General features: G+C 74.0%; 20 protein-coding genes, 2 pseudogenes and 1 riboswitch. Of the genes and pseudogenes, 13 read left to right on the top strand and 9 right to left on the bottom strand.

Annotation, left to right across the window (positions count from 1 at the left end; all coding sequences use genetic code 11):
• Positions 1-100: 100 nt before the first annotated feature.
• On the top strand, positions 101-1,000 hold the full coding sequence (locus tag H181DRAFT_RS06005) for a DUF5336 domain-containing protein (protein ID WP_045863193.1): 900 nt from the start codon (positions 101-103) through the stop codon (positions 998-1,000).
• 82 nt (positions 1,001-1,082) lie between these two features.
• Here H181DRAFT_RS06005 and H181DRAFT_RS06010 read toward each other — a convergent pair whose 3' ends face one another.
• The 3 genes from H181DRAFT_RS06010 to H181DRAFT_RS06020 all read right to left on the bottom strand — a co-directional run bounded on the left by H181DRAFT_RS06010 (position 1,083) and on the right by H181DRAFT_RS06020 (position 4,373).
• A complete protein-coding gene (locus tag H181DRAFT_RS06010) occupies positions 1,083-2,150 on the bottom strand; it encodes a prenyltransferase/squalene oxidase repeat-containing protein (RefSeq protein ID WP_045863194.1) in 1,068 nt (355 codons plus the stop codon).
• The gene (locus H181DRAFT_RS06015) at positions 2,147-2,944 is read right to left on the bottom strand and encodes a class I SAM-dependent methyltransferase (protein ID WP_045863195.1); all 798 of its coding nucleotides are present in this window, start codon (positions 2,942-2,944) and stop codon (positions 2,147-2,149) included. The genes H181DRAFT_RS06010 and H181DRAFT_RS06015 overlap by 4 nt, the downstream gene beginning before the upstream one ends.
• A 91-nt stretch (positions 2,945-3,035) precedes the next feature.
• Positions 3,036-4,373 (bottom strand): glycosyltransferase family 4 protein, encoded by a 1,338-nt coding sequence (locus H181DRAFT_RS06020; RefSeq protein ID WP_045863485.1) that lies wholly within the window; start codon positions 4,371-4,373, stop codon positions 3,036-3,038.
• Positions 4,374-4,861: 488 nt separating this feature from the next.
• Here H181DRAFT_RS06020 and H181DRAFT_RS06025 point away from each other — a divergent pair, with 488 nt between their 5' ends.
• Positions 4,862-5,470, top strand: coding sequence for an MBL fold metallo-hydrolase (locus H181DRAFT_RS06025; RefSeq protein ID WP_045863196.1), 609 nt, complete (start codon positions 4,862-4,864; stop codon positions 5,468-5,470).
• 70 nt (positions 5,471-5,540) lie between these two features.
• Here the strand turns inward: H181DRAFT_RS06025 and H181DRAFT_RS06030 are convergent, their stop codons facing one another.
• The 3 genes from H181DRAFT_RS06030 to H181DRAFT_RS06040 are packed head-to-tail and all read right to left on the bottom strand — an operon-like array spanning position 5,541 to position 7,953.
• On the bottom strand, positions 5,541-6,461 hold the full coding sequence (locus H181DRAFT_RS06030; RefSeq protein ID WP_045863197.1) for a 5-oxoprolinase subunit C family protein: 921 nt from the start codon (positions 6,459-6,461) through the stop codon (positions 5,541-5,543).
• The gene (locus tag H181DRAFT_RS06035; protein WP_078895531.1) at positions 6,458-7,204 is read right to left on the bottom strand and encodes a 5-oxoprolinase subunit B family protein; all 747 of its coding nucleotides are present in this window, start codon (positions 7,202-7,204) and stop codon (positions 6,458-6,460) included. The genes H181DRAFT_RS06030 and H181DRAFT_RS06035 overlap by 4 nt, the downstream gene beginning before the upstream one ends.
• Positions 7,201-7,953, bottom strand: coding sequence for a LamB/YcsF family protein (locus H181DRAFT_RS06040; RefSeq protein ID WP_045863198.1), 753 nt, complete (start codon positions 7,951-7,953; stop codon positions 7,201-7,203). Before H181DRAFT_RS06040 ends, H181DRAFT_RS06035 begins: the two co-directional genes overlap by 4 nt.
• Positions 7,954-8,059: 106 nt before the next feature.
• Here H181DRAFT_RS06040 and H181DRAFT_RS06045 point away from each other — a divergent pair, with 106 nt between their 5' ends.
• The 7 genes and pseudogenes from H181DRAFT_RS06045 (at position 8,060) to H181DRAFT_RS06075 (ending at position 16,577) form a co-directional block, all read left to right on the top strand.
• Entirely contained in the window at positions 8,060-8,788 is a 729-nt protein-coding gene (locus tag H181DRAFT_RS06045) for a GntR family transcriptional regulator (protein ID WP_045863199.1), read from the top strand.
• A gap of 439 nt (positions 8,789-9,227) precedes the next feature.
• A pseudogene (locus tag H181DRAFT_RS29775) lies at positions 9,228-9,707 on the top strand (class I SAM-dependent methyltransferase); the annotation flags it as partial.
• 307 nt (positions 9,708-10,014) lie between these two features.
• A riboswitch (cobalamin riboswitch) is annotated at positions 10,015-10,104 on the top strand.
• Between the two features lie 177 nt (positions 10,105-10,281).
• Positions 10,282-11,616, top strand: a complete 1,335-nt coding sequence (locus tag H181DRAFT_RS06055; RefSeq protein ID WP_045863201.1) for a prenyltransferase/squalene oxidase repeat-containing protein — start codon at positions 10,282-10,284, stop codon at positions 11,614-11,616.
• Between the two features lie 50 nt (positions 11,617-11,666).
• Positions 11,667-12,335 (top strand): SCO2322 family protein, encoded by a 669-nt coding sequence (locus H181DRAFT_RS06060; protein ID WP_045863487.1) that lies wholly within the window; start codon positions 11,667-11,669, stop codon positions 12,333-12,335.
• Between the two features lie 5 nt (positions 12,336-12,340).
• Complete coding sequence (locus H181DRAFT_RS06065) at positions 12,341-13,690, top strand: energy-coupling factor transporter transmembrane component T (RefSeq protein WP_078895532.1); 1,350 nt, start codon at positions 12,341-12,343, stop codon at positions 13,688-13,690.
• Complete coding sequence (locus tag H181DRAFT_RS06070) at positions 13,687-15,594, top strand: ABC transporter ATP-binding protein (RefSeq protein WP_045863202.1); 1,908 nt, start codon at positions 13,687-13,689, stop codon at positions 15,592-15,594. Before H181DRAFT_RS06065 ends, H181DRAFT_RS06070 begins: the two co-directional genes overlap by 4 nt.
• Positions 15,591-16,577, top strand: a complete 987-nt coding sequence (locus H181DRAFT_RS06075; protein WP_078895571.1) for an ECF transporter S component family protein — start codon at positions 15,591-15,593, stop codon at positions 16,575-16,577. Before H181DRAFT_RS06070 ends, H181DRAFT_RS06075 begins: the two co-directional genes overlap by 4 nt.
• 91 nt (positions 16,578-16,668) lie before the next feature.
• On the opposite strand, the gene H181DRAFT_RS06080 is transcribed toward H181DRAFT_RS06075, so the two are convergent.
• Positions 16,669-17,085 carry a hypothetical protein gene (locus tag H181DRAFT_RS06080; RefSeq protein ID WP_045863490.1) on the bottom strand — a complete coding sequence of 139 codons (417 nt, stop codon included), beginning with the start codon at positions 17,083-17,085 and terminating at the stop codon, positions 16,669-16,671.
• A 646-nt stretch (positions 17,086-17,731) separates the two neighbouring features.
• Here H181DRAFT_RS06080 and H181DRAFT_RS06085 point away from each other — a divergent pair.
• Complete coding sequence (locus tag H181DRAFT_RS06085; RefSeq protein ID WP_045863203.1) at positions 17,732-18,511, top strand: helix-turn-helix domain-containing protein; 780 nt, start codon at positions 17,732-17,734, stop codon at positions 18,509-18,511.
• 37 nt (positions 18,512-18,548) lie between these two features.
• Positions 18,549-18,779, top strand: a pseudogene (locus H181DRAFT_RS29780) (ECF transporter S component); the annotation flags it as partial.
• A 119-nt stretch (positions 18,780-18,898) separates the two neighbouring features.
• Here H181DRAFT_RS29780 and H181DRAFT_RS29325 read toward each other — a convergent pair.
• Positions 18,899-19,072, bottom strand: coding sequence for a hypothetical protein (locus H181DRAFT_RS29325; protein WP_158715417.1), 174 nt, complete (start codon positions 19,070-19,072; stop codon positions 18,899-18,901).
• Positions 19,073-19,217: 145 nt separating this feature from the next.
• Between H181DRAFT_RS29325 and H181DRAFT_RS06090 the strand changes: the two genes are divergently transcribed.
• Positions 19,218-20,321 carry a helix-turn-helix domain-containing protein gene (locus H181DRAFT_RS06090; RefSeq protein WP_074467734.1) on the top strand — a complete coding sequence of 368 codons (1,104 nt, stop codon included), beginning with the start codon at positions 19,218-19,220 and terminating at the stop codon, positions 20,319-20,321.
• 413 nt (positions 20,322-20,734) lie between these two features.
• Positions 20,735-21,064 (top strand): antibiotic biosynthesis monooxygenase family protein, encoded by a 330-nt coding sequence (locus tag H181DRAFT_RS06095; protein WP_045863204.1) that lies wholly within the window; start codon positions 20,735-20,737, stop codon positions 21,062-21,064.
• 75 nt (positions 21,065-21,139) lie between these two features.
• On the opposite strand, the gene H181DRAFT_RS06100 is transcribed toward H181DRAFT_RS06095, so the two are convergent.
• A complete protein-coding gene (locus tag H181DRAFT_RS06100) occupies positions 21,140-21,805 on the bottom strand; it encodes an HAD-IA family hydrolase (protein ID WP_045863205.1) in 666 nt (221 codons plus the stop codon).
• Positions 21,806-21,992 lie beyond the last annotated feature (187 nt).

Below are 21,992 nucleotides of genomic sequence, written 5' to 3' on the forward strand. Positions count from 1 at the left end.
TCCGGAAGGCGACCCGCCCTGCCGGGCGCCCGGCCCGTCCGTACGATGGGGTGCTACCCGGCCCGGAACAAGACCTCTTGAAACCTACTAAGGACCCCACGTGAACATCCGCTCGCTCACACGAGGCGATGGCGCGGTGATCGGGGCAGCGGTGCTGCTGCTGATCGCTTCCTTCCTTCCGTTCTTCGATCTCGATCGTGACTGCCCCATCGACTCCTGCAGCGTCTCCGCCTGGTCCCGGGCCACACTGCCGATGCTGCCGAGCGTGCACCTGCTCGGGCTCATCGCCGCGGCGCTGTTCGTCGCGGCCCGGCTGCTGCCGGAGGGCCGCAAGCTCCTCGGGATCGCGCTGGACCAGTGGGGCCTGGTACTGAGCCTGGTGGTGGCGTGGGCCGGCGTGTGGTCGCTGGTGTCGGTGATGCTGCCCGTGCTGGACCAGCCGGACGGGGCGGCGGACCCCAACGAGAACTGGGCGCTGGGCGTCGGCGCGTACCTGACGCTGCTCTTCTCGCTGCTCCTCGCCGCGGCGGCGGTCGCCGGCTCGCTGGTCCCGGCGATGAAGGCCCAGCTGCTCCCGGCACCCAAGCCCAAGCCCACCCCGTACGGCGGGCAGCCGGGCGGCTACGGGTATCCGGGTCAGCCCGGCCAGCAGGGTCCGTACGGCGGGCAGCCGCAGGGCGGTTACGGCTACCCGGGCGGGCCCCAGCCGGGTCAGCCCCAGCCGGGCGGCCCGCAGCCGGGGCAGCCCGGGCAGCCGCAGCAGGGTGGTGGTCCGGCGGCAGGCGGAGGAGCCCCGGACCCGAACTTCCAGCCGTTCTGGTTCGCCGTGCCCGTCACGCGTCCGCTCTTCGGCGAGGACGGCGGGCAGCAGCCCGTGGCCGAACTCGCCCCGGGTACGTGGTACTTGGCAGTCGACCAGCGCGGCCAGGCGCTCGTCGCGCAGACGCAGGACGGCCGCAGGGGCGTCCTGCAGGACACCTCGGGCATCCAGCGCGGCTGAGCCGCGCGGCGGCGTCCCGGTCCACGGACGGCGAGGGCCCTCTCCCCGGAGTTCCGGGGAGAGGGCCCTCGCCGCTGTCGTGTCAGCAGCAGTCCGGCGGCAGCCCGGCGGGGAGGCGTTCACCGCCGAAGACCTGGACGGTGGGCTCGTCCCCGCCCAACGCGGCGACGGCCAGCAGCAGCGAGCCGGCCGTCCACGTCGTCAGCTCCTCCGGCCAGAGGGCGTCGTCCTCGAAGACGTAGCCCGTCCAGTAGAGACCGTCCTCGGCGCGCAGGTGCTGCACCCACTTCAGTATCTGCAGCGCCCGGTCCGACTCCCCCATCGCCCAGAGGGCCAGGGCCAGTTCGGCGCTCTCGCCGCCCGTGACCCAGGGGTTGGGCAGCACGCACCGCACGCCCAGGCCGGGCACGACGAACCGGTCCCACCCCTCGTCGATGCGGGCCCTGGCCTCGTCGCCCCGCAGCACCCCGCCGAGGACGGGGTAGTACCAGTCCATCGAGTAGCGGGACTTGTCGAGGAACCGCTCCGGGTGGCAGCGCACGGCATGCCCGAGCAGCCCCAGGGCCAGCTCCCAGTCGGGCTGGCTCTCCTCGCGGTGCTCGGCGAGCGCGAGCGCGCAGCGCAGCGCCTGGTGCACGGAGGCGGAGCCGGTGAGGAGGGCGTCGGTGACGGGCGTGCCGTCGGGCTCCCTCTTCCACCCGATCTGACCGCCGGGCTGCTGGAGCCGCAGCACGAACTCCATCGCGGACGCGACGGCGGGCCACATGCGCTCCAGGAAGGCCTCGTCCCCGGTGGAGAGGTAGTGGTGCCAGACGCCGACGGCGATGTACGCGCAGAAGTTGGTCTCGCGTGCCCGGTCGGTGGGCCGGGAGGCGTCCCCGTCGGCGTAGGCGGCGTACCAGGAGCCGTCGGGGAGCTGGTGTTCCGCGAGCCAGCGGTAGGCGGCGTCGGCGCGTTCGTGTTCGCCGGCCGTGTCGAGGGCCATGGCCGCCTCGACGTGGTCCCAGGGGTCGAGGTGGCCGCCGCGGAACCACGGGATCGCCCCGTCCGCGCGCTGGACCGCCAGCAGCCCTCCGACGGTCTGACCGGCCTGCGCGGCGGTCAGCACGCCGTCCAGTACGAGTCGTTCGGTGCGCTCCGGGCTCGTCACGCCTTCCCCTGCTCCGTGGCGGCGGACACTCCGGCGGGGGCGGCGGCTGCCGCGTCCGGTACGTCGGCGGGCAGGTGCGGCTTCGTCGCGTACGCCACGAAGCTCTTGCCGATGAGCGGGTCGAGCGCCCGCTCCGCCAGCCGCGTGGCCAGCGGCTTCTTCATGATGTCCCAGACGAGCAGCTTGTGGTAGGCGCGCACCGGCAGCGCCGCCTCGTCGCCGTCGCGCTCCACTCCGAAGGCGCACTTGAGCCACCAGTACGGCGAGTGCAGCCCGTGCGCGTGGTGCGTTCCGTACGGGCGCAGCCCCGACTCCCGCATCTTCCGCAGCAGTTCGTCGGCGCGGTAGATGCGGATGTGACCGCCCTCGACCTCGTGGTACGCGTCGCTGAGGGCCCAGCAGACCTTCTCCGGCCCGTAGCGCGGCACGGTCACCGCGATCCGGCCGCCCGGTCGCAGCACGCGGACCATCTCGGCCAGCACGCCCTTGTCGTCGGGGATGTGCTCCATGACCTCGGAGATGATCACGACGTCGAAGCTGTCGTCCGGGAACGGCAGCGCCAGCGCGTCCCCCTCCATGGCGGTGGCGCTCGCGCCCGCGGGTGCCTCCCCCGCCTCCGCCATGGCGGCGAACCAGGAGGCGACCTCGCGAATCTCCTCCGCGTTGCGGTCGAGGGCGACGACGCGTGCTCCGCGCCGGTAGCACTCGAAGGCGTGCCGCCCGGCGCCGCAGCCGAGGTCGAGTACGCGGTCTCCGGGTGCGAGCGGGAAGCGGGAGAAGTCGACGGTCAGCACTGTGTCTGCCTCTGCTTTCGGCGAGTTGGCGGAGAGGACGGGGGCGGTCGCACGGCCGGCGGGCGGGCGGCCGCAGGCCGTGGGGGAGGGCTCAGCGCGGCACGCTCAGCACCGGCCCGTCCCGGTGCGCGGCGGCGCGGGGGCGTCCGGCGACGGCGGCGCGGTAGTGCGCCACCGTGCCCCGGGCGGCCTGCTCCCAGGTGAAGCGGCTCAGCACCCGTTCGCGCCCGGCGGTCCCCAGCCGGACGCGGAGCGCGGGGTCGCCCATCAGGCGGCCCAGCGCGGCGGCCAGTGCGCCCGCGTCGCCGGGCGGCACGGCCAGGCACGTGTCGCCGTCGTCGCCGGCGACCTCCGGCAGGGCGCCGCCCGTGGTGGCGACCAGGGGGGTGCCCGTCGCCATCGCCTCCACCGCGGGCAGCGAGAAACCCTCGTACAGCGAGGGCACGCAGGCGACTTGGGCCGTGCGGACCAGGCCGGCGAGCTCGGCGTCGCTGATGCCCTTGACGAACTCCACGGCGTGCTGGAGTCCGTAGCGCCGCATCGCGTCCGCCACGGGCCCCGCCGCGGGGCGCTTGCCGACGACGACGAGGTGGGCGTCCTCGACTTCCGTACGCAGCTTGGCGAGTGCCTCCACCAGATGCACGAGGCCCTTGAGGGGCACGTCCGCGCTGGAGGTGGTCACGATCCGTCCGGGCACCTCGGGGACCGCCGGGTCGGGCGAGAACAGCTCCGTGTCGGCGCCGATGTGGACGACGTGGACGCGGTCCGGGCGCACGCCGAGGTGGTCGGTGATCTCCTGCCCGGAGGTGCCGGAGACGGTGAGCACCGACGGCAGCCTTTGGGCCACGCGCCGCTGCATCCGCGTGAAGCCGTACCAGCGGCGCACGGACGCGCGGGCGCGGCGGCTCGTGGCGGCGTCCAGCTCCAACTGCCGGTCGACGGTGATGGGGTGGTGGATCGTCGTCACCAGCGGGGCGCCGAGGTCGCCCAACAGGCCGTAGCCGAGCGTCTGGTTGTCGTGGACGACGTCGAACTCGCCGCGCCGGGCGGCGAGATGGCGGCGGGCACGCAGCGAGAACGTCAGGGGCTCCGGGAAGCCGCCGGTCCACATCGTCGCCACCTCCAGCCAGTCCACCCAGTCCCGGTACTCGCCGCGGCCCGGCGTCCGGAAGGGGTCGGGCTGGCGGTACAGGTCGAGGCTGGGGAGCTCGGTGAGGGTGACGCCTTCGTCGAGCACGGGGTAGGGCTGGGCGCCGAGCACCTCGACGCTGTGTCCCAGCCGGGCCAGTTCCCGGGACAGGTGGCGCACGTAGACGCCCTGGCCGCCGCAGAACGGGTTGCCCTTGTAGCTCAACAGGGCGATGCGCAGAGGTCTTTCGCCGCCGCTCCCGTACAGGCCGGACACGGAGGCCGGCTCGGCGCCCGCCACCGCGGACGTTCCGGCGGGCGGTTCCGGCTCCGGGACCCGGGCGGCGGACCCGCCGGGGCCGGCCCCGGCAGTCGAACCGGTACGGGCGTCCCGTACGGCCTCTGCGGTCACTCACGGCCCCCTTCATGGCTGTGCTTCGCCGGAGCGTAGCCGCCGGATGCCCCGCACGTTGGCGGAAGGCCGGGCCGGCCGGGCCGCTCCGACCCTCGGGGCAAGAATTTACCGGCCAGTCACTTTCTCCGAGCACCGGGAGCGGGTGATTCGCGCCACCCGTCGCCCACGCCGATCCGCCGCGCCGCCGGAGCGGCGGACGTCGCGGAGCTCTCCGTGCAGGACGGACGGCCGCGGCGCCCGTCCATCCGTCCATCCGTCCCGGGACGGCGGAAGGCCCGCCACCGCCCCGTCCGGCGAACTCCCGCTCCCCGCACGCCTCCTGGGCCTGGGCGAACCGAGGGAGGGCCGCGGTCGGGGCCGGTACGTTCGCACCCATGCGGATCACCAAGTACACCCACGCATGTGTACGGCTCGAACACGACGGCCGCGTGCTCGTCATCGATCCGGGGACGTGGAGCGAGCCCGCGGCCCTGACCGGCGCCGACGCCGTACTGGTGACGCACGAGCACGCGGACCACGTCGACGTCCTCCGCCTGGCCGGGCTCGGTGTGCCGGTCTACGCCCCCAGCGAGGCGGATATCCCGGGCCTGGAGGTGGTCGGGGTGTCCTCCGGCGGGGAGTTCACCGCCGGAGGCTTCCGCGTACGGGCCGTCGGCGGTCGTCACGCCTCCGTCCACGGCGGCAGGCCGGACTGCGCGAACCTCGGCTACATCGTCGAGTCCGCCTGGCCGCACACGGTCTACCACCCCGGGGACTCGCTGCACGTGCCCGATGAGCCGGTCGAGACGCTCATGGTTCCCGCGCAGGGGTCGTGGATGAGGACGGCGGAGGCGATCGGCTTCGTCAACGCGGTAGGGCCCCGGCGGGCGTTCGCCGTACACGACGGGCAGCTCAACGACCGCGGTCTCAGCAGCGTCAACGGCTGGCTCGCCGAGGAGACCGACTCCGGCTACCGGTACCTCCGGCCGGGCGAATCCCTCTGAGCAGGCCCGTCGCGAGCCCTTGGGTTCCAGTGGTCGTTGCCACACGTGGTCGTGTTGATCAGGGAAACGCTCAGGCGGGCGGCTGCCCCGACGCCGGGGTGAAGCGGACGGGCGTACCGGGCACGGCCTGCGCCGCCGCGGCGAGCGCCTCCCGCAGCGCGACGCCGATCACCGGGTAGCCCCCGGTGACGGGGTGGTCGGCGAGGAAGACGACGGGACGCCCCTCGGGCGGCACCTGGAGGGCGCCTGCCACCATGCCCTCGCTGGGCAGCTCCGCCCGCTCGGCGCGTTCCAGGACCGGCCCTTCGAGCCGCAGTCCCACGCGGTTGCTGTCGGCGGAGACCCGGTACTCGCCGGTGAGCAGGGTGCGCAGCGCCTCCCGTGTGAACCAGTCCGCGCGGGGCCCCGGGACGACGGGCAGCAGCAGCTCCCGCGGCGGAGCGGACCACGGTGCGGCGTCCGCGTGGACGGCGCCCGCGCCGTCGTGCTCACCGCGGCCGCCGGACGCGGCGCTCCCGCCGAGGGCGAGGCGGTCGCCGTCCCGCAACGGGGCCGGGCCGAGCCCGGAGAGCAGGTCGGTGGAGCGGCTGCCCAGGACGGGCTCCGCGTCGACGCCTCCCGAGAAGGCCAGGTAGGAGCGCACCCCGAATCCGGCGGGCCCCACGTCCAGCACCGCGCCCGCCGGAAGCCGGAACGGCACACCCCAGGGCGCGGGCCGCCCGTCGACGCTCACCGCGCAGGAGGCACCCGTCACCACCGCGCGGACAGCGGCGCCGTCCCCTGCGACGGCACGCACGGCGCAGCCGTTCACCGTCGTCTCCAGGGTCGCGGCGCCGCCGGGGTTGCCGAGGAGCCTGTTGGCGAGCAGATGGGCCGGCTCGTCCAGCGCGCCGGACCGGGGCACGCCGAGGTGCGCGTGGCCGGGGCGGCCCAGGTCCTGGACGGTGGTGAGCACCCCGGCGCGGACGACGTGCAGCTCCACGGCGCTCACGCGTCGTCCCCCTGGTCGTTTCGCGGCCCCGCTCCGGAACCGTCCTCCGGGACGAAGCGGGCCCGCGTACCCGGTGCGAGCAGAGCGGCCGGCTCACGCCCGGTGTCCCACAGCACGGTGCGCACCGCGGTGCCGATGAGCTGCCAGCCGCCGGGCGAGGACCGCGGGTAGACACCCGTGTACGGCCCGGCGAGCCCCACGGCGCCCGCCGGGACCCGGGTGCGCGGGTCGGAGCGGCGCGGCACGTGGTACTTCTCCGGCAGCCCCGTCAGATAGCCGAACCCGGGGGCGAAGCCGCAGAAGGCCACCCGGAAGTCGGTGGCCGCGTGGATCCGGGCGACCTCCTCGGGCGCGACACCCCACATCGCGGCGACGTCGTCCAGATCGGGCCCGTCGTAGCGGACGGGGATCTCCACGGCGGGTCCGGCGCTGCGCACGAGAGGGGGGACGTCCCACTCGGCCAGCGACGCGGCGAGCCGCTGCGGCTCGGCCAGTCCGTCCAGCAGCACCGTGCGTGCCCCCGGCACGATCTCCGTGACCTCCGGCAGGCGGCCGGCGTCGCGACAGCGGAGCAGCTCGGCGTGGAACGCCTCTGCCACCTCGCCGTCGGGCAGTTCGACGAGCAGGGCGTCCCGGCCCACGGGGATCACGACCGGCCGGGGTGCGGCGCCCGCGGCCCCGTGCCCCGCGCGCGGGCCGGTGGCCCGGCTCCCCGCTCCCGTGTCCGTGCCCGTGCCCGTCATGCGAAGGCCCTCAGCGTGATGTCCGCGTCGCCCAGCTCGGCCCGGATCCGGCGGGCCAGCCGTGCGGCGCCGGGGGTGTCCCCGTGGAGGCACAGCGAGCGGGCGGGCAGCCGCAGAGGCGTGCCGTCGACGGCCGCGACCTCCTCACCGCGGGCGATGGCGAAGCAGCGCTCGACGATCCGCTCCGGGTCGTCGAGCAGCGCGCCGGGCTCGGTGCGGGGCACCAGCGTGCCGTCCGGGCGGTAACCGCGGTCGGCGAACGCCTCGTTGACGACCGGCAGTCCGGCGGCCGCCGCGGCGGAGTGCAGCTCGGAACCGGGGAGCCCCAGCACGGGCAGGGCCCCGCCCGCCAGGCGGATGCCCTCGACGACGGCCGCGGCCTGCCCGGCGTCCCGCACGCAGCGGTTGTAGAGCGCTCCGTGCGGCTTGACGTAGCGGACGGCGGAGCCCGCCGCGCGCGCGAAGATCTCCAGAGCGCCGATCTGGTAGGCGACCTCGGCCGCGAGATCGGCCGCGGGCACGTCCATGGAGCGGCGTCCGAAGCCGGCCAGGTCGCGGTAGGAGACCTGGGCCCCGATGCTCACGCCCGCGGCCGCGGCGCGCTCGCAGACGCGGCGCATGGTGACGGGGTCACCGGCGTGGAATCCGCAGGCGACGTTGGCGCTGGTGACCGAGGTGAGCAGGGCGTCGTCGTCGGTGAGCTGCCACCGCCCGAAGCCCTCTCCGAGGTCGGCGTTGAGGTCGATCATCCCTGTCAACCTACGGGATTGTTGAACAATACGGCAAGGGGGATGTTGTCTAGCCTGTACTTGTGGGATTCACTGGATCGGACCGGCCGCACGAAGGAAGAACACCATGACCGCCGACGCCGGCTCCGGCCTGGAGCTGACCGAACTCGCCGCCGACCGGGCGCTGCTGGGGCGCACCAGCACCGCCGAGCGCGTCGCCGGCATCCTGCGCGAGCGCATCGCACAGGGCTTCTTCCTCCCCGGCGTCCGGCTGTCCGAAGAGCGCATCGGCAGCGCCCTCGGCGTCTCCCGCAACACTCTGCGTGAGGCCTTCCGGCTGCTCACGCACGAGCGGCTGCTCGTCCACCGGCTCAACAAGGGCGCGTTCGTACGGGTCCTCTCCGCGGCGGACATCGCGGACATCTACCGGGTGCGGAAGCTCGTCGAATGCGCGGCCGTCCGGGGCCTGGGCGAGCCGCCCCACCCACTGAAGGACGTCGCCGTCGCGGTCGAGGCCGGCGAGCAGGCGGCGGCCCGCAGCCAGTGGAACGACTGCGGCACCGCCAACATCCACTTCCACCAGGCACTCGCCGGCCTCGCGGGCAGCGAGCGCACCGACGACCTGATGCGCGGCGTCCTGGCCGAACTGCGCCTGGCCTTCCACGTGATGGACGATCCCCGCCGCTTCTACGAGCCCTACCTCGCCCGCAACCGCGAGATCCTCACCTCGCTGGAGAACGGCGACGCGGCAGCGGCCGAGCGCATGCTCGGCTACTACCTGGAGGACTCCCGGCGGCAGGTGATCGAGGCCTACCCGGAGCAGTCGCCGCACGGCTCCGGCTCCGGACTTCGTTGAACGATCCGCCCAGGCCGGGCGGCTCCAGGTCGGGAAGCTCCGGGCTGCCAGGTCGGGAAGCCCAGGGCTGCCGCCCGTACGCGGCTGCCCGTACGCGCCGCGCGCCGTCGAGAACCGTCCGCGAGTGGGAACCGGGCCGCGAGGCCGCTCCTGGCGCGTACGGCCGAGCTGTGGGCCGGGCCCGAGGAGGGGCCGCGGGGCGCGTCCCGTGTGTGATCCCCGGACGGATGAGAACCCCGGAAGGTGCGCGGCCCCGATCCGCCGCCGGGTTCCGGCCCGGCAGCCGCCCACGGCGACGGCGCCTGCGGCACGCCGCGCCGGCAGCGCGAGCGAGCAGGGAGGTGGCCCGGCAGTGGACTCGGACCTCGAACGCCACTACGCGCATCTCGCCTCCGCCTACGACTCCACGTGGGCCGGCCGGCCCGAATACCTCGACTGGATGGAGCGGCAGATCGTCTCCCGCCTCCGGCTGCGGCGCGGGGAGCGCACGGCCGACATCGGCGCCGGCACGGGACTCTTCCTGCGCCGCCTGCTGGAGTACGCCGACGAGGAGACGCCGGTCGTCTGCGTCGACCCCTCGCAGCCCATGCTCGACCGGCTGCCGCACGATCCGCGCCTCCTGCCCGTACGGGCGACGGCCGAGGAGTTCGCGGAAGGGACCCGCGCGCCGGGCGGCCCCCTGGAGGAGCTCCCGTACCCGGCCTTCGACGCCGTCGTCGTCAAGGAGGCGGTGCACCACTTCTCGGACCTGCCGTCGACGCTGTCCGGCCTGGCGCGGCGGCTCGCGCCGGGCGGGCGGATCCTCATCGTGACGCTCCCGCCGAAGCTCGAATACCCGCTCTTCCGCGCGGCGCTGGACCGCTTCGCCGCCCACCAGCCCGAGCCGGAGCACATCGAGGCGGCGCTGCGCCGCGCCGGCCTCGAAGTCCGCACCACCTACGCGCAGTTCCCCGTCGCCGTCGAACGCGACCACTGGACTCGTCTGGTGGCGGGACGCTGGATGTCGGTGCTCTCCACCTTCTCCGACGCCGAACTCGCCGACGGGCTGGACGAGGTGGCCAGGAGCGCGGGCGAACGCCCCGACGGCGTGCTGCACTTCCCCGACCGCTTCGCCTTCGTCAAGGGACGAGCCGCCCCCGCGGCGGACGCGGAGGCCCCCGGCGGCGGGCTGAGGGGCCCGGAAGGCGGCCGGTTAGAGTGTCGGTGCAGACATCGCCGCCGATCGAGGGAAGCCGGTGCGAATCCGGCGCTGACCCGCAACCGTGAACGGCGCCCGCGAGCACGGAGGACCGTGCGGGCCCGTGAGCCGGAGCACCCGGTCGTCGGCAGGGCTCGCGGAGCCGCGGCATCCCGCCGGAAGGCGGGGCGGCGGCTCCCACCGTCGAGGTTTACGGAGCTGAGCCGGGTGTGCCGGACGACCGGGCGCAGGTGCACGCGCCCGGTGGGCGGGGCGGCCGAGCACGGCTGCGTACCGCTCACCGAAAGGCACCCCCATGTTCGTGCGTCGGAGCTTCGCAGTCATAGCAGCGGCGTCAGCGCTGTGCGCCGTCACGGCACCGGCGGCATCCGCCCGCGCCGCGGGATCCGCGCCGGCAGCGGACGGGTCCGCCGCCGCTCCCGCCGCGGCGCCGGCCGGCAAGCTGCCCGACGGCCTGTACGGGAAGTCCGACCCGAAGTACGACGGCGTGTGGCGCCAGTCCGTCGCCCTCCTCGCCCAGAAGGCCGCCGGCGCGAAGCCCGCCGCCGAGGCCGTGGAGTGGCTGGCACGGCAGCAGTGCGGCGACGGCTCGTTCACGGCCTACCGCGCGGACCCCGGCGCCGAGTGCGACGCGAAGAAGACTCCGGGCGACACCAACGCCACCGCGCTTGCCGTGCAGGCGCTCTCCGCCGTGGGCGGCCGGAGCGGGACGGTACGCGAATCGCTGGACTGGCTGGAGTCGGTGCAGAACAAGGACGGCGGCTGGGGCTACAACCCCGGCAGCCCGAGCGACGCCAACTCGGTGTCGGTCGTCATAGGCGCATACTCGGCGGCCGGCCGCGAGCCGGAGCGCATACGCAAGGACGGCGACTCCCCGTACGACGCGCTGCGGAAGCTCCAACTCGGCTGCGACGCCGACGAGTCCGACCGCGGCGCCTACGCCTACCAGCCGGGCAAGAAGGGCGAGCTCGAAGCGAACGCCGACGCCACGGCGGCCGCCACACTCGCGGGGTTCGGCTCCGGCCTGCTCGTCGGCGCCCGCGAAGGCGACGGCGGCGGGGCGGCGAAGGGCAAGGCGCCCGAGCAGCGTCCTCTCGAGCCGCTGAAGTGCGGCGAGGACGGCGACGGGAAGCTCCCCGGGGGACGGACCGAGGCGGCGGAGGCCGCCGCCGCGTACCTGGCCGCCGTGCTGAAGAAGGGCGGCGGCCATCTGCGCGCCGTGACACCGGGCGCCGAGGGAGGCCCCGACTACGGGAACACCGCCGACGCCGTGATCGCACTCGCCGCGGGCGGGCACCGGGCCGAGGCGGAGAAGTCGCTGGACTGGCTGGCCGGCGGACTCGGCAAGTGGGACAAGTCCCGCAACGACCCCGCGGCGATCGGCGGCGTGATGCTGGCCGTGCACGCCACGGGAGGGGACGCCGCGAAGCTCGGGAAGACCGCTCTGCTCGAACGCCTCAACGCCACGGGCCCGCGCCCCGCCCGCATGCCGGACGCGGACGGCGGCGGCGGGAACGGCGAGAAGGACAACGGCGACTTCGCGAAGTGGTCCCTCATCGGTGCCGGAATCGCAGCCGGCGCGGGCGTCGGCATCCTGCTGAGCGGGCGGCGGAAGCGTCAGGGGCTGTGAGGGCGCGGCGCCCGGGGCGCGGCGTGCGCCTCGTCCGACTCGGTCTCGTCCTGGCCGTGTTGACGCCGGCCGGTGCCGCACCGGCCGCCGCGGCGGTCGCGGCTCCCCAGCAGGACGGGGGCAGTTACCGGTACTGGTCGTTCTGGGAGCGCGGCGGCAGCGGCAGTTGGAAGTACGCCACGCAGGGGCCGTCCGTGCTCCGCCCCGAGGACGGCTCGGTGCTCGGCTTCCGTTTCGCGCTGAGCGAGAACTCGCAGGACGCCGCGAAGCCCCGCGGCAGCGCCGACTTCGCCGCGGCGTGCGCGGACACCGGCGAGCGGGAGGGCCGCAAACGCGTCGCCCTGCGCCTCGACTTCGGCACCGCCGCCGACGCGCCGGACGGCGAGAGCCCACCGGAGTCCCGTACCGCGTGCGCCAGCGTCGACGCGGACGCGAACGCCGCCGAGGCGCTCGCCGGCGTGGCCGAGCCGCTGCGCTACAACTCGGACGCGCTGCTGTGCGCCATCGACGGCTACCCGTCGCGCGGTTGCGGCGAGCAGGTCCGTGGAGAGGGCGGGTCCCGGAAGGACGGCCGCCCCGGCGGCGCCGGGGACGGAGGCAGCGGCGCGGACGGCGGCGGGACGGGAGCTCTCGGCCCCGTCGCGGGGATCGCGGCGGGTGCCGCCGCGATCGCGGTCCTCGCCGCGGCCGCGGTACGGCAGTCGCGCCGCCGCGGGTGACGCCGATGACCGGGCAGCGCACCGCCCGCGGCATCCGCCTCCTACGGCCGGACGCCCCGCGCCGCCTGCCGGGGCCCCGCACCGGCGCCCTGCCGCACCGGCTGCGCGCGCCCGTCGCCCGGCGCGGCGCGGCGCTGCACCCCGGCGCGTGGTGGCTGTGGGCGCTGGGCCTGGCCACCGCGGCGTCGCGCACCACCAACCCGCTGCTGCTGATGCTCCTGTGCGCGGTGGCCGGCTACGTCGTCGCCGCCCGCCGCACGAACGCCCCCTGGGCCCGCTCGTACGGTGCGTTCCTCAAGCTCGGGCTCGCGGTACTGGCCATCCGGCTCGTCTTCGCCTTCTTCCTCGGCTCCCCCATCCCCGGCAGCGTCGTGATCGTCACCCTGCCCGAAGTGCCCCTGCCCGGCTGGGCGCAGGGTGTGCGCGTCGGCGGCAGGGTCACCGCGGAGGGCCTCGTCTTCGCGCTCTGCGACGGCATGAGGCTGGCCACCCTGCTCGTCTGCGTGGGCGCCGCCAACGCTCTCGCCAACCCGGCACGGCTGCTGAAGTCCCTGCCCGGAGCGCTCTACGAGGCGGGAGTGGCCGCCGTCGTCGCCATGACGTTCGCGCCGAACCTCATCGCCGACGTGCAGCGGCTGCGGGCCGCCCGCCGGCTGCGCGGACGCACCGACAAGGGAGTACGGGCGCTGCTGCGGGTCGGACTGCCCGTACTCGAAGGCGCGTTGGAGCGTTCCGTCGCGCTGGCGGCCGCGATGGACTCGCGGGGTTACGGACGCTCCGCACCCGTCTCCCCCGCCCTGCGCCGCGCCACGGCGGCACTCACCCTCGGCGGCCTGCTGGGCGTCTGCACCGGCACGTTCGCACTGCTCACCGCCCAAGGAGCCGCCTACGGGCTGCCGTTGCTGCTGGCCGGGGCCGTCCTCGCGCTGGCCGGACTGCGGCTCGGCGGGCGGCGCAGCCTCCGTACGCGTTACCGGCCCGAGCGCTGGGGGCCCCGCGCGTGGCTCGTCGCCGGTTCGGGCGCGGCCGCCGGCGCCGTACTGGTGGCGGCGGGAGGCTTCTTCCCGGAGGCCCTGCAACCGCCCACCGTGCCCCTGGCGTTGCCGCCACTGCCGCTGTGGCCGGCGGCGGGCCTCCTGGTGGGGCTGCTGCCGGCGTTCGTGGCGCCGCTCCCGGCGCCGTCCCGGCCCGCTTCCCCCAACGAGTCCGCGCACGGCGGGAGTTCACCGCCCGGCAGGACCTCCGGCCGCCCGGAACCCGGCGCCCCTGCCGAGGCCCCCGAGGCGTCCGGCACGCCCGCCCCGTCCGCCGCCTCCCGACTCCGCCCGTCCGCACCCGAGGAGCCCGCCCTGTGATCCGCTTCGAGCAGGTCTCGGTCCGCTACGAGGACACCGCGGAGCCCGCGGTGGGCCCGGTCGACGCGGTGATCCCCGAAGGCGAACTCTGCCTGCTGGTCGGTGCGTCGGGCACCGGGAAGTCCACGCTGCTCGGCACGGTCTCCGGACTCGTACCGCACTTCACCGGCGGCACCCTCCACGGACGCGTCACCGTGGCGGGCCGCGACACCCGGACGCACAAGCCGCGCGAACTCGCCGACGTCGTCGGCACCGTCGGGCAGGACCCGCCGGCGCACTTCGTCACGGACACGGTCGAGGACGAACTCGCCTACGGGATGGAGTCGCTGGGCCTGCCTCCCGGCACGATGCGCCGCCGCGTGGAGGAGACACTCGACCTGCTGGGACTCAACGAGTTGCGCGACCGTCCCATCGCGACGCTCTCAGGGGGGCAGCAGCAGCGCGTGGCCATCGGCTCGGTGCTCACCCCGCACCCGCGCGTCCTCGTCCTCGACGAACCCACCTCCGCCCTCGACCCCGCTGCGGCCGAGGAGGTCCTCGCGGTCCTGCAGCGGCTCGTTCACGACCTCGGCACCACCGTGCTGATGGCCGAGCACCGGCTGGAGCGCGTCGTGCAGTACGCGGACCGGGTGCTCCTCCTGTCCGGGACGGACGGCCCGGCAAGCAACACGGCAAGCGGCACGACAGGCCGCGCGACATGCGGCACGGCCATGCTCGGCGCACCCGCCGAGATGATGGCCCTCTCCCCCGTCCATCCCCCGGTGGTCGCGCTCGGCCGGCTGGCCGGCTGGTCGCCGCTGCCGATGTCCGTGCGGGACGCCCGCCGCAGGGCCGAGCCGCTGCGGCGGGACCTGGCCCGGCTGCCGGAGCCCGGCCGGAACCCCGGCAAGGGGCCCGGCCCGCAGCACGGGCGTCCCAGCGGCCCGACCCGCGTCCCCGGCGCCTCGGACGGTACGCCGCCCGGCCGTCCGGACAGCGGCCTCCGCTCCCGCCTCCGCGCGGTGCTGCGCCCGTCCCCTGCCCGCACGGACACCGCGCGTGCCTCCGGCGCGCCCCACGCGGACGCAGGCGCGGCACCGGAGCCGCTCGCCCGCGTCAGCGGGCTGACGCTGGTCCGGGGCACCGTCACCGCGCTCCACGAGGTGGACCTCACGCTCCACCCGGGGGAGACCGTCGCCCTGATGGGCCGGAACGGGGCGGGCAAGTCCACGCTGCTCGGCACCCTCGTGGGCCTGCACTCCCCGACCACCGGGACGGTCACGGTCGCCGGGGCCGAACGGCTCGCTCCCGCCCGCACCCAGCCCCGCAACCTCCTCCGGCACGTCGGCCTCGTCCCGCAGGAGCCCCGCGACCTCCTGTACGCGGACACGGTCGCCGCCGAGTGCGCGGCCGCCGACGCGGACTCCGACGCCCCGGAGGGCACCTGCCGTGCACTGGTCGCCGAACTGCTCCCCGGCGCAGGCGACGACACCCATCCCCGCGACCTCTCGGAGGGACAGCGGCTCGTCCTGGCCCTCGCTGTCGTGCTCACGGCCCGCCCGCCGCTGATCCTCCTCGACGAGCCCACCCGGGGCCTCGACTACGCGGCCAAGTCCCGGCTCGTACGCATACTCCGCGCACTGGCGGACGGAGGGCACGCGGTCGTCCTCGCCACCCACGACGTGGAGCTGGCCGCCGAACTCGCCCACCGGGTCGTGATCCTCGCCCAGGGCGAGGCCGTCGCCGACGGCCCGACGGCCGAAGTGGTCACTTCCTCCCCCGCGTTCGCCCCGCAGGTGGCCAAGATCCTCGCGCCGCAACGCTGGTTGACCGTGCCCCAGGTACGGGCAGCACTCGACGCCGCACCGGCGGCGGACGGACCGGACGATGAGGCGTGTTCCGACGGCTCCGGGGCGGCACGATGAACCTCCGCAACCGCCGGGACGCGGCACAGCCGCAGCCGCCGCACACCCCCGGCCCACCCGGTCCCACGTCCCCGCGGTCGGCGACGGGAACTCCCCGCACTCCGCGGGCGGTTCGCCTCGGCCCCCGCTCGGTCGCCGCACTCGTCCTCACCAGCGCCGCCGGCGTCGTCGCCTTCGGCTGGCCGCTGCTCGCCGACTCGGCGTCGGGGCTGGCCCATTCACGCGACGCGCCCTGGCTGTTCGCTGCGCTGCTGCCGCTGCTGCTGGCCGTGGTCGTGGCGACGATCGCCGACACCGGCATGGACGCCAAGGCCGTCGCCATGCTCGGTGTCCTCGCGGCGGCGGGCGCGGCACTGCGCCCGCTCGGGGCCGGAACCGCGGGCCTGGAGCCGATGTTCTTCCTCATCGTCCTCTCCGGCCGCGTGCTCGGACCGGGCTTCGGCTTCGTACTGGGCGCCCTGTCGATGTTCGCGAGCGCCCTGCTCACGGGCGGCGCCGGGCCCTGGATGCCCTTCCAGATGCTGAGCATGGGCTGGGTGGCCATGGGCGCGGGGCTGCTACCCGGGGCCCAACGCCTCCGTGGACGCTGGGAGTTGCTGCTGCTCGCGGCGTACGGCGCCCCCGCCGCCCTGGCGTACGGACTGGTGATGAACCTCCAGGGCTGGCCCTACATCGCCGGCCTCGGCTCGGGCATCTCCTTCGTCCCGGGCGACCCGCTGCCGGAGAACCTCGCCCGGTTCGCCGCGTACGTGCTGGCCACGTCCCTCGGCTGGGACCTGCCCCGGGCGGCGCTGACCGTCGTCCTCGTCCTCGCCCTCGGCGGCCCCGTCCTCCGCGCCCTCCGCCGCGCCACACGCCGTGCCGCCTTCGAGGCACCGTCGGAGTTCCTGCCGCAGCCGGGCACGGGACCGGAACACGACGGGCCGGAGACCGCGCGGCGGGAAGAGCCGCGGGAGCGTCGTCGGACCAGCCCGCCAAGTTGATCCGGGCTCCCGTGAGTACCGCGCCCGCGCGGCCCGCGTAGTCGTAGCGGTCGTGGCATCGGACATGGGCGGCCGAGCCCCCGAATTGCCCTCAATCGCTCTTACGGAGCGCCGAACAGTGCTTCTTCCGGGCCTGCTCGGCATTGAAGCCCTCCACCACAGCGCCGGACGTGAGGCTCTCATCCCGCGCGTACGCGTCGGCAGTCTCCGCCGCTGCCCCACCCTCGCTCTTGAGCAGTTCCTTCAGCGCTATGTCCTCGGTCTCCTTGGCGACTGCCATGATCTTCCGGCTGTAGATGCGATGGGCCTGCTCAAGGCCGAGCCCGAAACTCCTTCCCCTCTCGTTCCACGCCCGGTCGGCGTCCTCACAGGCGTCGATCGCTGCGGCCTCCGGGTCGAGCTTCGCAGCCAGCTGGTCGAAGGACTTCACGTCGAAGAAGGCGAGCAGCGCCACGGCCGACGCTGCCGCCCCCAACCACACCGCTGCCTGCTGCCTGTTCTCTGACACGTCCGACCCCCCGGCGCCCAGTCGATGGAACATCCATCTTGCCGACATCCGGCCCACGGGGCAGCAAGTCGCCGTATCCGGCCTCCAATGCCTCAGGTGGGCCCGGCGCGCTCAGGCTCACCGCCTTGAGCGAGCACGCGTTCAACGACGGCCACCAGGGCATCCGTCGTGATGCCCTGACGCATCCGGGTCGGAGTCGTCGCGCACCCTTTCACTCAGTACGCCGTGCCGGCGAGGATCGGAGCGCGGCAAGCCACGTGGCGCGCACGGTCGTGCATCCGCAGTGGGGCCCGCGTACCGGGCGATCACTGCTTCCCTTTCCGCCGACAGACGGAGCAGGGAAACGGACACGGCGGAGGGTTCACCACGGCCAGGGCAGCTCCCGGCCGTGGGCCTCTCGGACGTGCCTGCGGAGCCACACGCGTGCGTCGGTCTCCTCGCTCCTGTGACACTCCCGGGCCGCTCCCTCCATCTGCTGTGTGATCCGGTCGCATACGGCACAGCCCCTCTGTCCCTCTTCGCTGTCCATGCCTCCATGCTCCGGCGGTCACGAGGCCGATGCGACGACGCGTCAGGTGTCCGACGGGCGTCACTCACAGGGCGTCATTGAGGCGACACCGGGCGTCGGTTCGGGGAGACTGGCGTCATGACGACAGCGACGGAAGCACCGAACGACACTCTCCGTGCCGTGCGCATCGGCATGCGCCTGAGCCAAGACGGTCTGGCCCGGGAACTTCGTCGCGCAGGGGACGCCGCCGGCGATCCGAACGACGCTTCCAAGCGGCTCGTGCAGCGTTGGGAAAGCGGCGTGAGCACGTGGCCTCGACCGGTCTATGCTCGCGCCTTGGAGCGGGTCACGGGGCTTCCGGTGGAGTCACTGGGTTTCGTCTTCCCAGTTCCCATGGCGCGAGTACAGAGCGACGGCGGAGGCGGGCACGACATGGAGCACGGAACGAACGGCGTAACGGCTGCCGTCGGTGCGCCCCGGGCAACGCCGGGCGCCGTCACGGAGAACTACTCAGGCGTCTGGCTGAGCCGGTACGAGTTCTTCTCGTCCGGCCGGGACGCGACTTTCAAGGGCACCCACTACGTCGTACTGCTCCAGCACGGCAACAAGCTCACCGGCCGCTCCCTGGATGGCGCCTCGTTGAACCCGGACTCTCCGCTGTCCCTGGACCTCACGATCGACCGGAACGTGGTCACGGGCACGTGGGTTGAGCAGACAGCCACCGACGGCTACTACGCGGGCGCCAGGTACCACGGCGCGGTTCAGCTTCTCGTGGAACCCACCGGGCGACGGATGGCCGGGAAGTGGGTCGGGTTCGGCAAGGACTTCGACGTGAACACGGGACCGTGGGAGCTGGTGTTCCAGGACTCGTCCACGACTTCGGAGACGCTGGAGCGATACAGCCGCCCGCCCGCGTGACCACAGAACCGTGTCCGCCCCCTTGGCCAGGGCCGGCCCGTGGCCGGAGAACCTCGCCCGGTTCGCCGCGTACATGCCGGCTGCGTCCCTCGGCTGGGACCTACCCCGGGCGGCGCCGACCGTCGTCCCTGTCCTCGGCGGCCGCGCCCTCGGCGGCCGCGTCCTCCGCGCCCTCCGACGCGCCACACGCCGCGCCGCCTCGGGGCAGGATGCGGCGCATGGGCCTCGTGAAGATCAAGGAATGTGTCGAGGCAGGCACATGAAGTGAACTGGGCTCCGCGGGCGTCCTGCTCAGGATGAGGGCCCCGCCAGGCGGGCGAGTCATTCGATCACTGCCGCCCCTTCCGCCGACGAACAGAGAGCACGGGAACGGGCACGGCGGCGGGCTCACCACATCGGCACGGGCAGCTCTCGCCCGTGCTCCAGCCGTACGTGGCGCCGGAGCAGCACTCTGGCGTCCGCCTCGCGACTCCTGTCGCACTCCTCGGCCGCCTGCTCCGCCTTCGCTCGCAGCATCACGCATGCCGCGCACTCCGTCGTGTTGCCCTCGTTCGCTGCCACCACTGACCACCGCTCATCGCTGATGTGCTGTCAGTAACAGGTTCGGCACGGTGAGTTGAGCCGGGTAGTGGCAGCCGTAGGGGCAAGTGCCCGCCCTCCACTCCGCAGATCGGTCTAGGGGCACCCATGGGGGCATCATGGACAGATGGGCATCGGGGACTTGATCCGAGAGCTACGCGAGGCGCAAGGATGGAGCCAGAGCCGCTTGGCTTCAGAGATCAACCGCGCGTTCGGCACCACTCTCACCCGGGAGTACGTGAGCCGTTGGGAGCGTTGTCGTGTGACGCCGAGCGCGTTCTACCTCCGCGCGCTGTCGGCTGTGTTGGACGTGCCCCTGCAAGTGCTTGAGGACGACGTGAAACGACGCACCTTCATAAGCGACGTGGCTGCGACAGCCGTTGCCCCCGTCGTCGCCTCCGACCTGCTCACCGAGGGATTCGCTGCCCGGCTCCGTGGCGGGCCGTCCGCGGACGCCTGGGAGTCCAAACTGGCGGCCTACGGCACGGACTACATGTCCATGGGCGCGGCCGACATTCAGCGCCGGGTCAGCGGTGAACTCGTCGCCGTGCAGCAGCAGCTCGACAACCCCCGGCTCTGGTCCGTGGCCTCCCGGCTCATGACGCTGTACGCCAAGACGTTCCCCGGCTCCGACGGGTCCAAGGCGGTGCACTGGTACCGAATGGCTGCGAAGTCCGCTGACGAGTCCGGCGACGACCAGGCACGTGTCTGGGTGCGCGGGCGTGCCGCCATCGCCCTGGGGTACGAGGGTGCCTCTCTCCGCGTGGCTGACACTCTCGCGGACCAGGCCATGGGGATCAGCGAGCGGCCCTCTCTGGGCCTTCTGAACGCCGTGATGGGCCGGGCGCACTCAGCCGCGATCCGAGGTGACCGGGCTACGGCTCTCGCCATGCTGGACAGGGGCCGACGCATCTTCGACCGGGCCGCCTCGGATGAACAGACCTCGGACTACGCCGTGCCGTGGTGGCGATTCAACGTCTTCGCCTCGCTGCTCCTGGCCCGTCTCGGGGACGAGCGGGGCGCAGTGGAGGCGCAGGACGCTGCCAGGCGGGAACTCCCCGCGTCGCTGCCTCGGTTCGCTACTCACCTGGAACTGCACCGGGGGCTCATGCTGGCCCGGTCTGGCGACAAGGCGGGGGGAGAGTCGTACGCCCAGCGAGCGATGGACGAACTGCCGCCGGAGAAGCACAGCCTCACGCTGCGGATGCTCATGGACGAGATCCGGACGTAGGACCCGACCAGGTGGTCACGAGGCGGTCATCCGTGTGGCGGCGCGGGCAGTTGACGCACGGACGTGGCCGCCCCCGGTCGCTCGTGACCGGCTCACCGTGACTCGTTGCGGCTGCGCACGGCCATGGCCACCAACGACAGAAGGGCCCCGGCCGCCGGATCGCTCCGGCGGTCACGGCTCTTCGGTGTGACCGGCCCTGCCTCACTCCTCCAGGCACGGACGGTCGGTCATGCGGTCACGGCGGGTCGGACAGCCTCCGACGCGGCACCGTCGGCACGTAGTGCCGGGCGGCACGCCGTAGTCGTGCGGCGCGAGTCGCCCTCACGCGGCTTCGTCCGCGCGATGTAGGAGACTGCACGCATCTGGTCGAGATCGCGGCGCCGTTCCGGCGTTCGCTTGGTAAGAGGTGTCATATGGCGAGCATCGTGAAGATCAACGTCCTGAACGTCCCCGCCGAGCAGCGGGAGGTCCTTGAGAAGCGCTTCGCGTCCCGCGCGGGCGCCGTCGAGGGCTCGGACGGCTTCGAGTGGTTCGAACTCCTCCGCCCGGTCGAAGGCACCGACAACTATCTGGTGTACACGCGCTGGCGTGACGAGGAGTCGTTCCAGGCGTGGATGGAGGGCCCGATGAAGCAGGCGCACCAGGGCGGCGAAGGCGGCTCCGAGCGCCCCAAGCCGGCAGCGGCGGGCTCCACGCTGTGGTCCTTCGAGGTCGTCCAGCAGGCCGCACCGAAACAGGGCTGACCCCGGGCCCGGGCAGCGTTCCGCCGGCGGGGCGGTCCGTCCCGCCGCAAGCGGCGAACGGCCCGCCCCAGCACGTCAGTTGGCGAAGTGCAGCCGGATCCCGCCGTCCGGCAGCCGCTCCACGTCGACCCGCGTCAGGTCTGCGACGTGCACCGTCGGCCCGTACGCCGCCGCCCTCGCCCCCACTCCCACGACCCGCATCCCCGCGGCCAGCGCCGCCGTGATGCCCGGGAGCGAATCCTCGAAGGCCACGCATTCCCCGGCGGCGAGCCCCAGTTCGGCGGCGCCCTTGAGGAAGCCCTCCGGGTCCGGCTTGCTCGCGCTCACCTGCTCCGCGGTGATGCGGACGTCCGGCATGCGCACACCGGCCGCGGCCATACGGGCCGTCGCCAGACCCGTGTCGGCGGACGTGACCAGGGCGTGCGGCACTTGCCGCACGGCGGTCATGAACTCCACCGCGCCGCCGACCGGGACGATCCCGTCCACTTCGCGCGTCTCCCGGGCCAGCAGGGCGCGGTTCTCCTCGTGGTTGACCTCCGCAGGGCGGTCGGGGAAGAGCTCGGCCATCGTCAGATGGCCCTGCCGCCCGTGGGCGGTACGGAGCACTTCGGCGGGGTCGAGGCCCTTCGAGACCGCCCAGTCGCTCCATACGCGTTCGACGACGGCGTCGGAGTCGACCAGGGTGCCGTCCATGTCGAGCAGCAGGCCGCGGGCCGTGAGGGACTGTCGGTGGTTCGGCATGCGGGGTGCGCTCCCTGGTCGGGTGACGTCCCGGGCGCGGCCGCGCCGCCCCTGTCCGGGGCCGGGAGCGTCGCCGGGCCGTCCGTGGTGCGGAAAGCCAAGGTGGCTCCGCCCGCCGGTCGAGGACGCCCATCCGTCAGGTCTGAGCTCGGGCGGAACCACTTTGTTTCATCACGATACAAAGAGC

This window comes from Streptomyces sp. WMMB 714, from assembly GCF_900090125.1.
Classification (GTDB): Bacteria; Actinomycetota; Actinomycetes; order Streptomycetales; family Streptomycetaceae; genus Streptomyces; species Streptomyces daqingensis.

Coding starts and splice junctions, on each gene's coding strand:
- H181DRAFT_RS06025 (WP_045863196.1), top strand. CDS start 4,862: ATGCGGATCACCAAGTACACCCACGCATGTGTACGGCTCGAACACGAC.
- H181DRAFT_RS06035 (WP_078895531.1), bottom strand. CDS start 7,204: ATGACGGGCACGGGCACGGACACGGGAGCGGGGAGCCGGGCCACCGGC.
- H181DRAFT_RS06040 (WP_045863198.1), bottom strand. CDS start 7,953: ATGATCGACCTCAACGCCGACCTCGGAGAGGGCTTCGGGCGGTGGCAG.
- H181DRAFT_RS06045 (WP_045863199.1), top strand. CDS start 8,060: ATGACCGCCGACGCCGGCTCCGGCCTGGAGCTGACCGAACTCGCCGCC.
- H181DRAFT_RS06055 (WP_045863201.1), top strand. CDS start 10,282: ATGTTCGTGCGTCGGAGCTTCGCAGTCATAGCAGCGGCGTCAGCGCTG.
- H181DRAFT_RS06065 (WP_078895532.1), top strand. CDS start 12,341: ATGACCGGGCAGCGCACCGCCCGCGGCATCCGCCTCCTACGGCCGGAC.
- H181DRAFT_RS06075 (WP_078895571.1), top strand. CDS start 15,591: ATGAACCTCCGCAACCGCCGGGACGCGGCACAGCCGCAGCCGCCGCAC.
- H181DRAFT_RS06085 (WP_045863203.1), top strand. CDS start 17,732: ATGACGACAGCGACGGAAGCACCGAACGACACTCTCCGTGCCGTGCGC.
- H181DRAFT_RS06090 (WP_074467734.1), top strand. CDS start 19,218: ATGGGCATCGGGGACTTGATCCGAGAGCTACGCGAGGCGCAAGGATGG.
- H181DRAFT_RS06095 (WP_045863204.1), top strand. CDS start 20,735: ATGGCGAGCATCGTGAAGATCAACGTCCTGAACGTCCCCGCCGAGCAG.
- H181DRAFT_RS06100 (WP_045863205.1), bottom strand. CDS start 21,805: ATGCCGAACCACCGACAGTCCCTCACGGCCCGCGGCCTGCTGCTCGAC.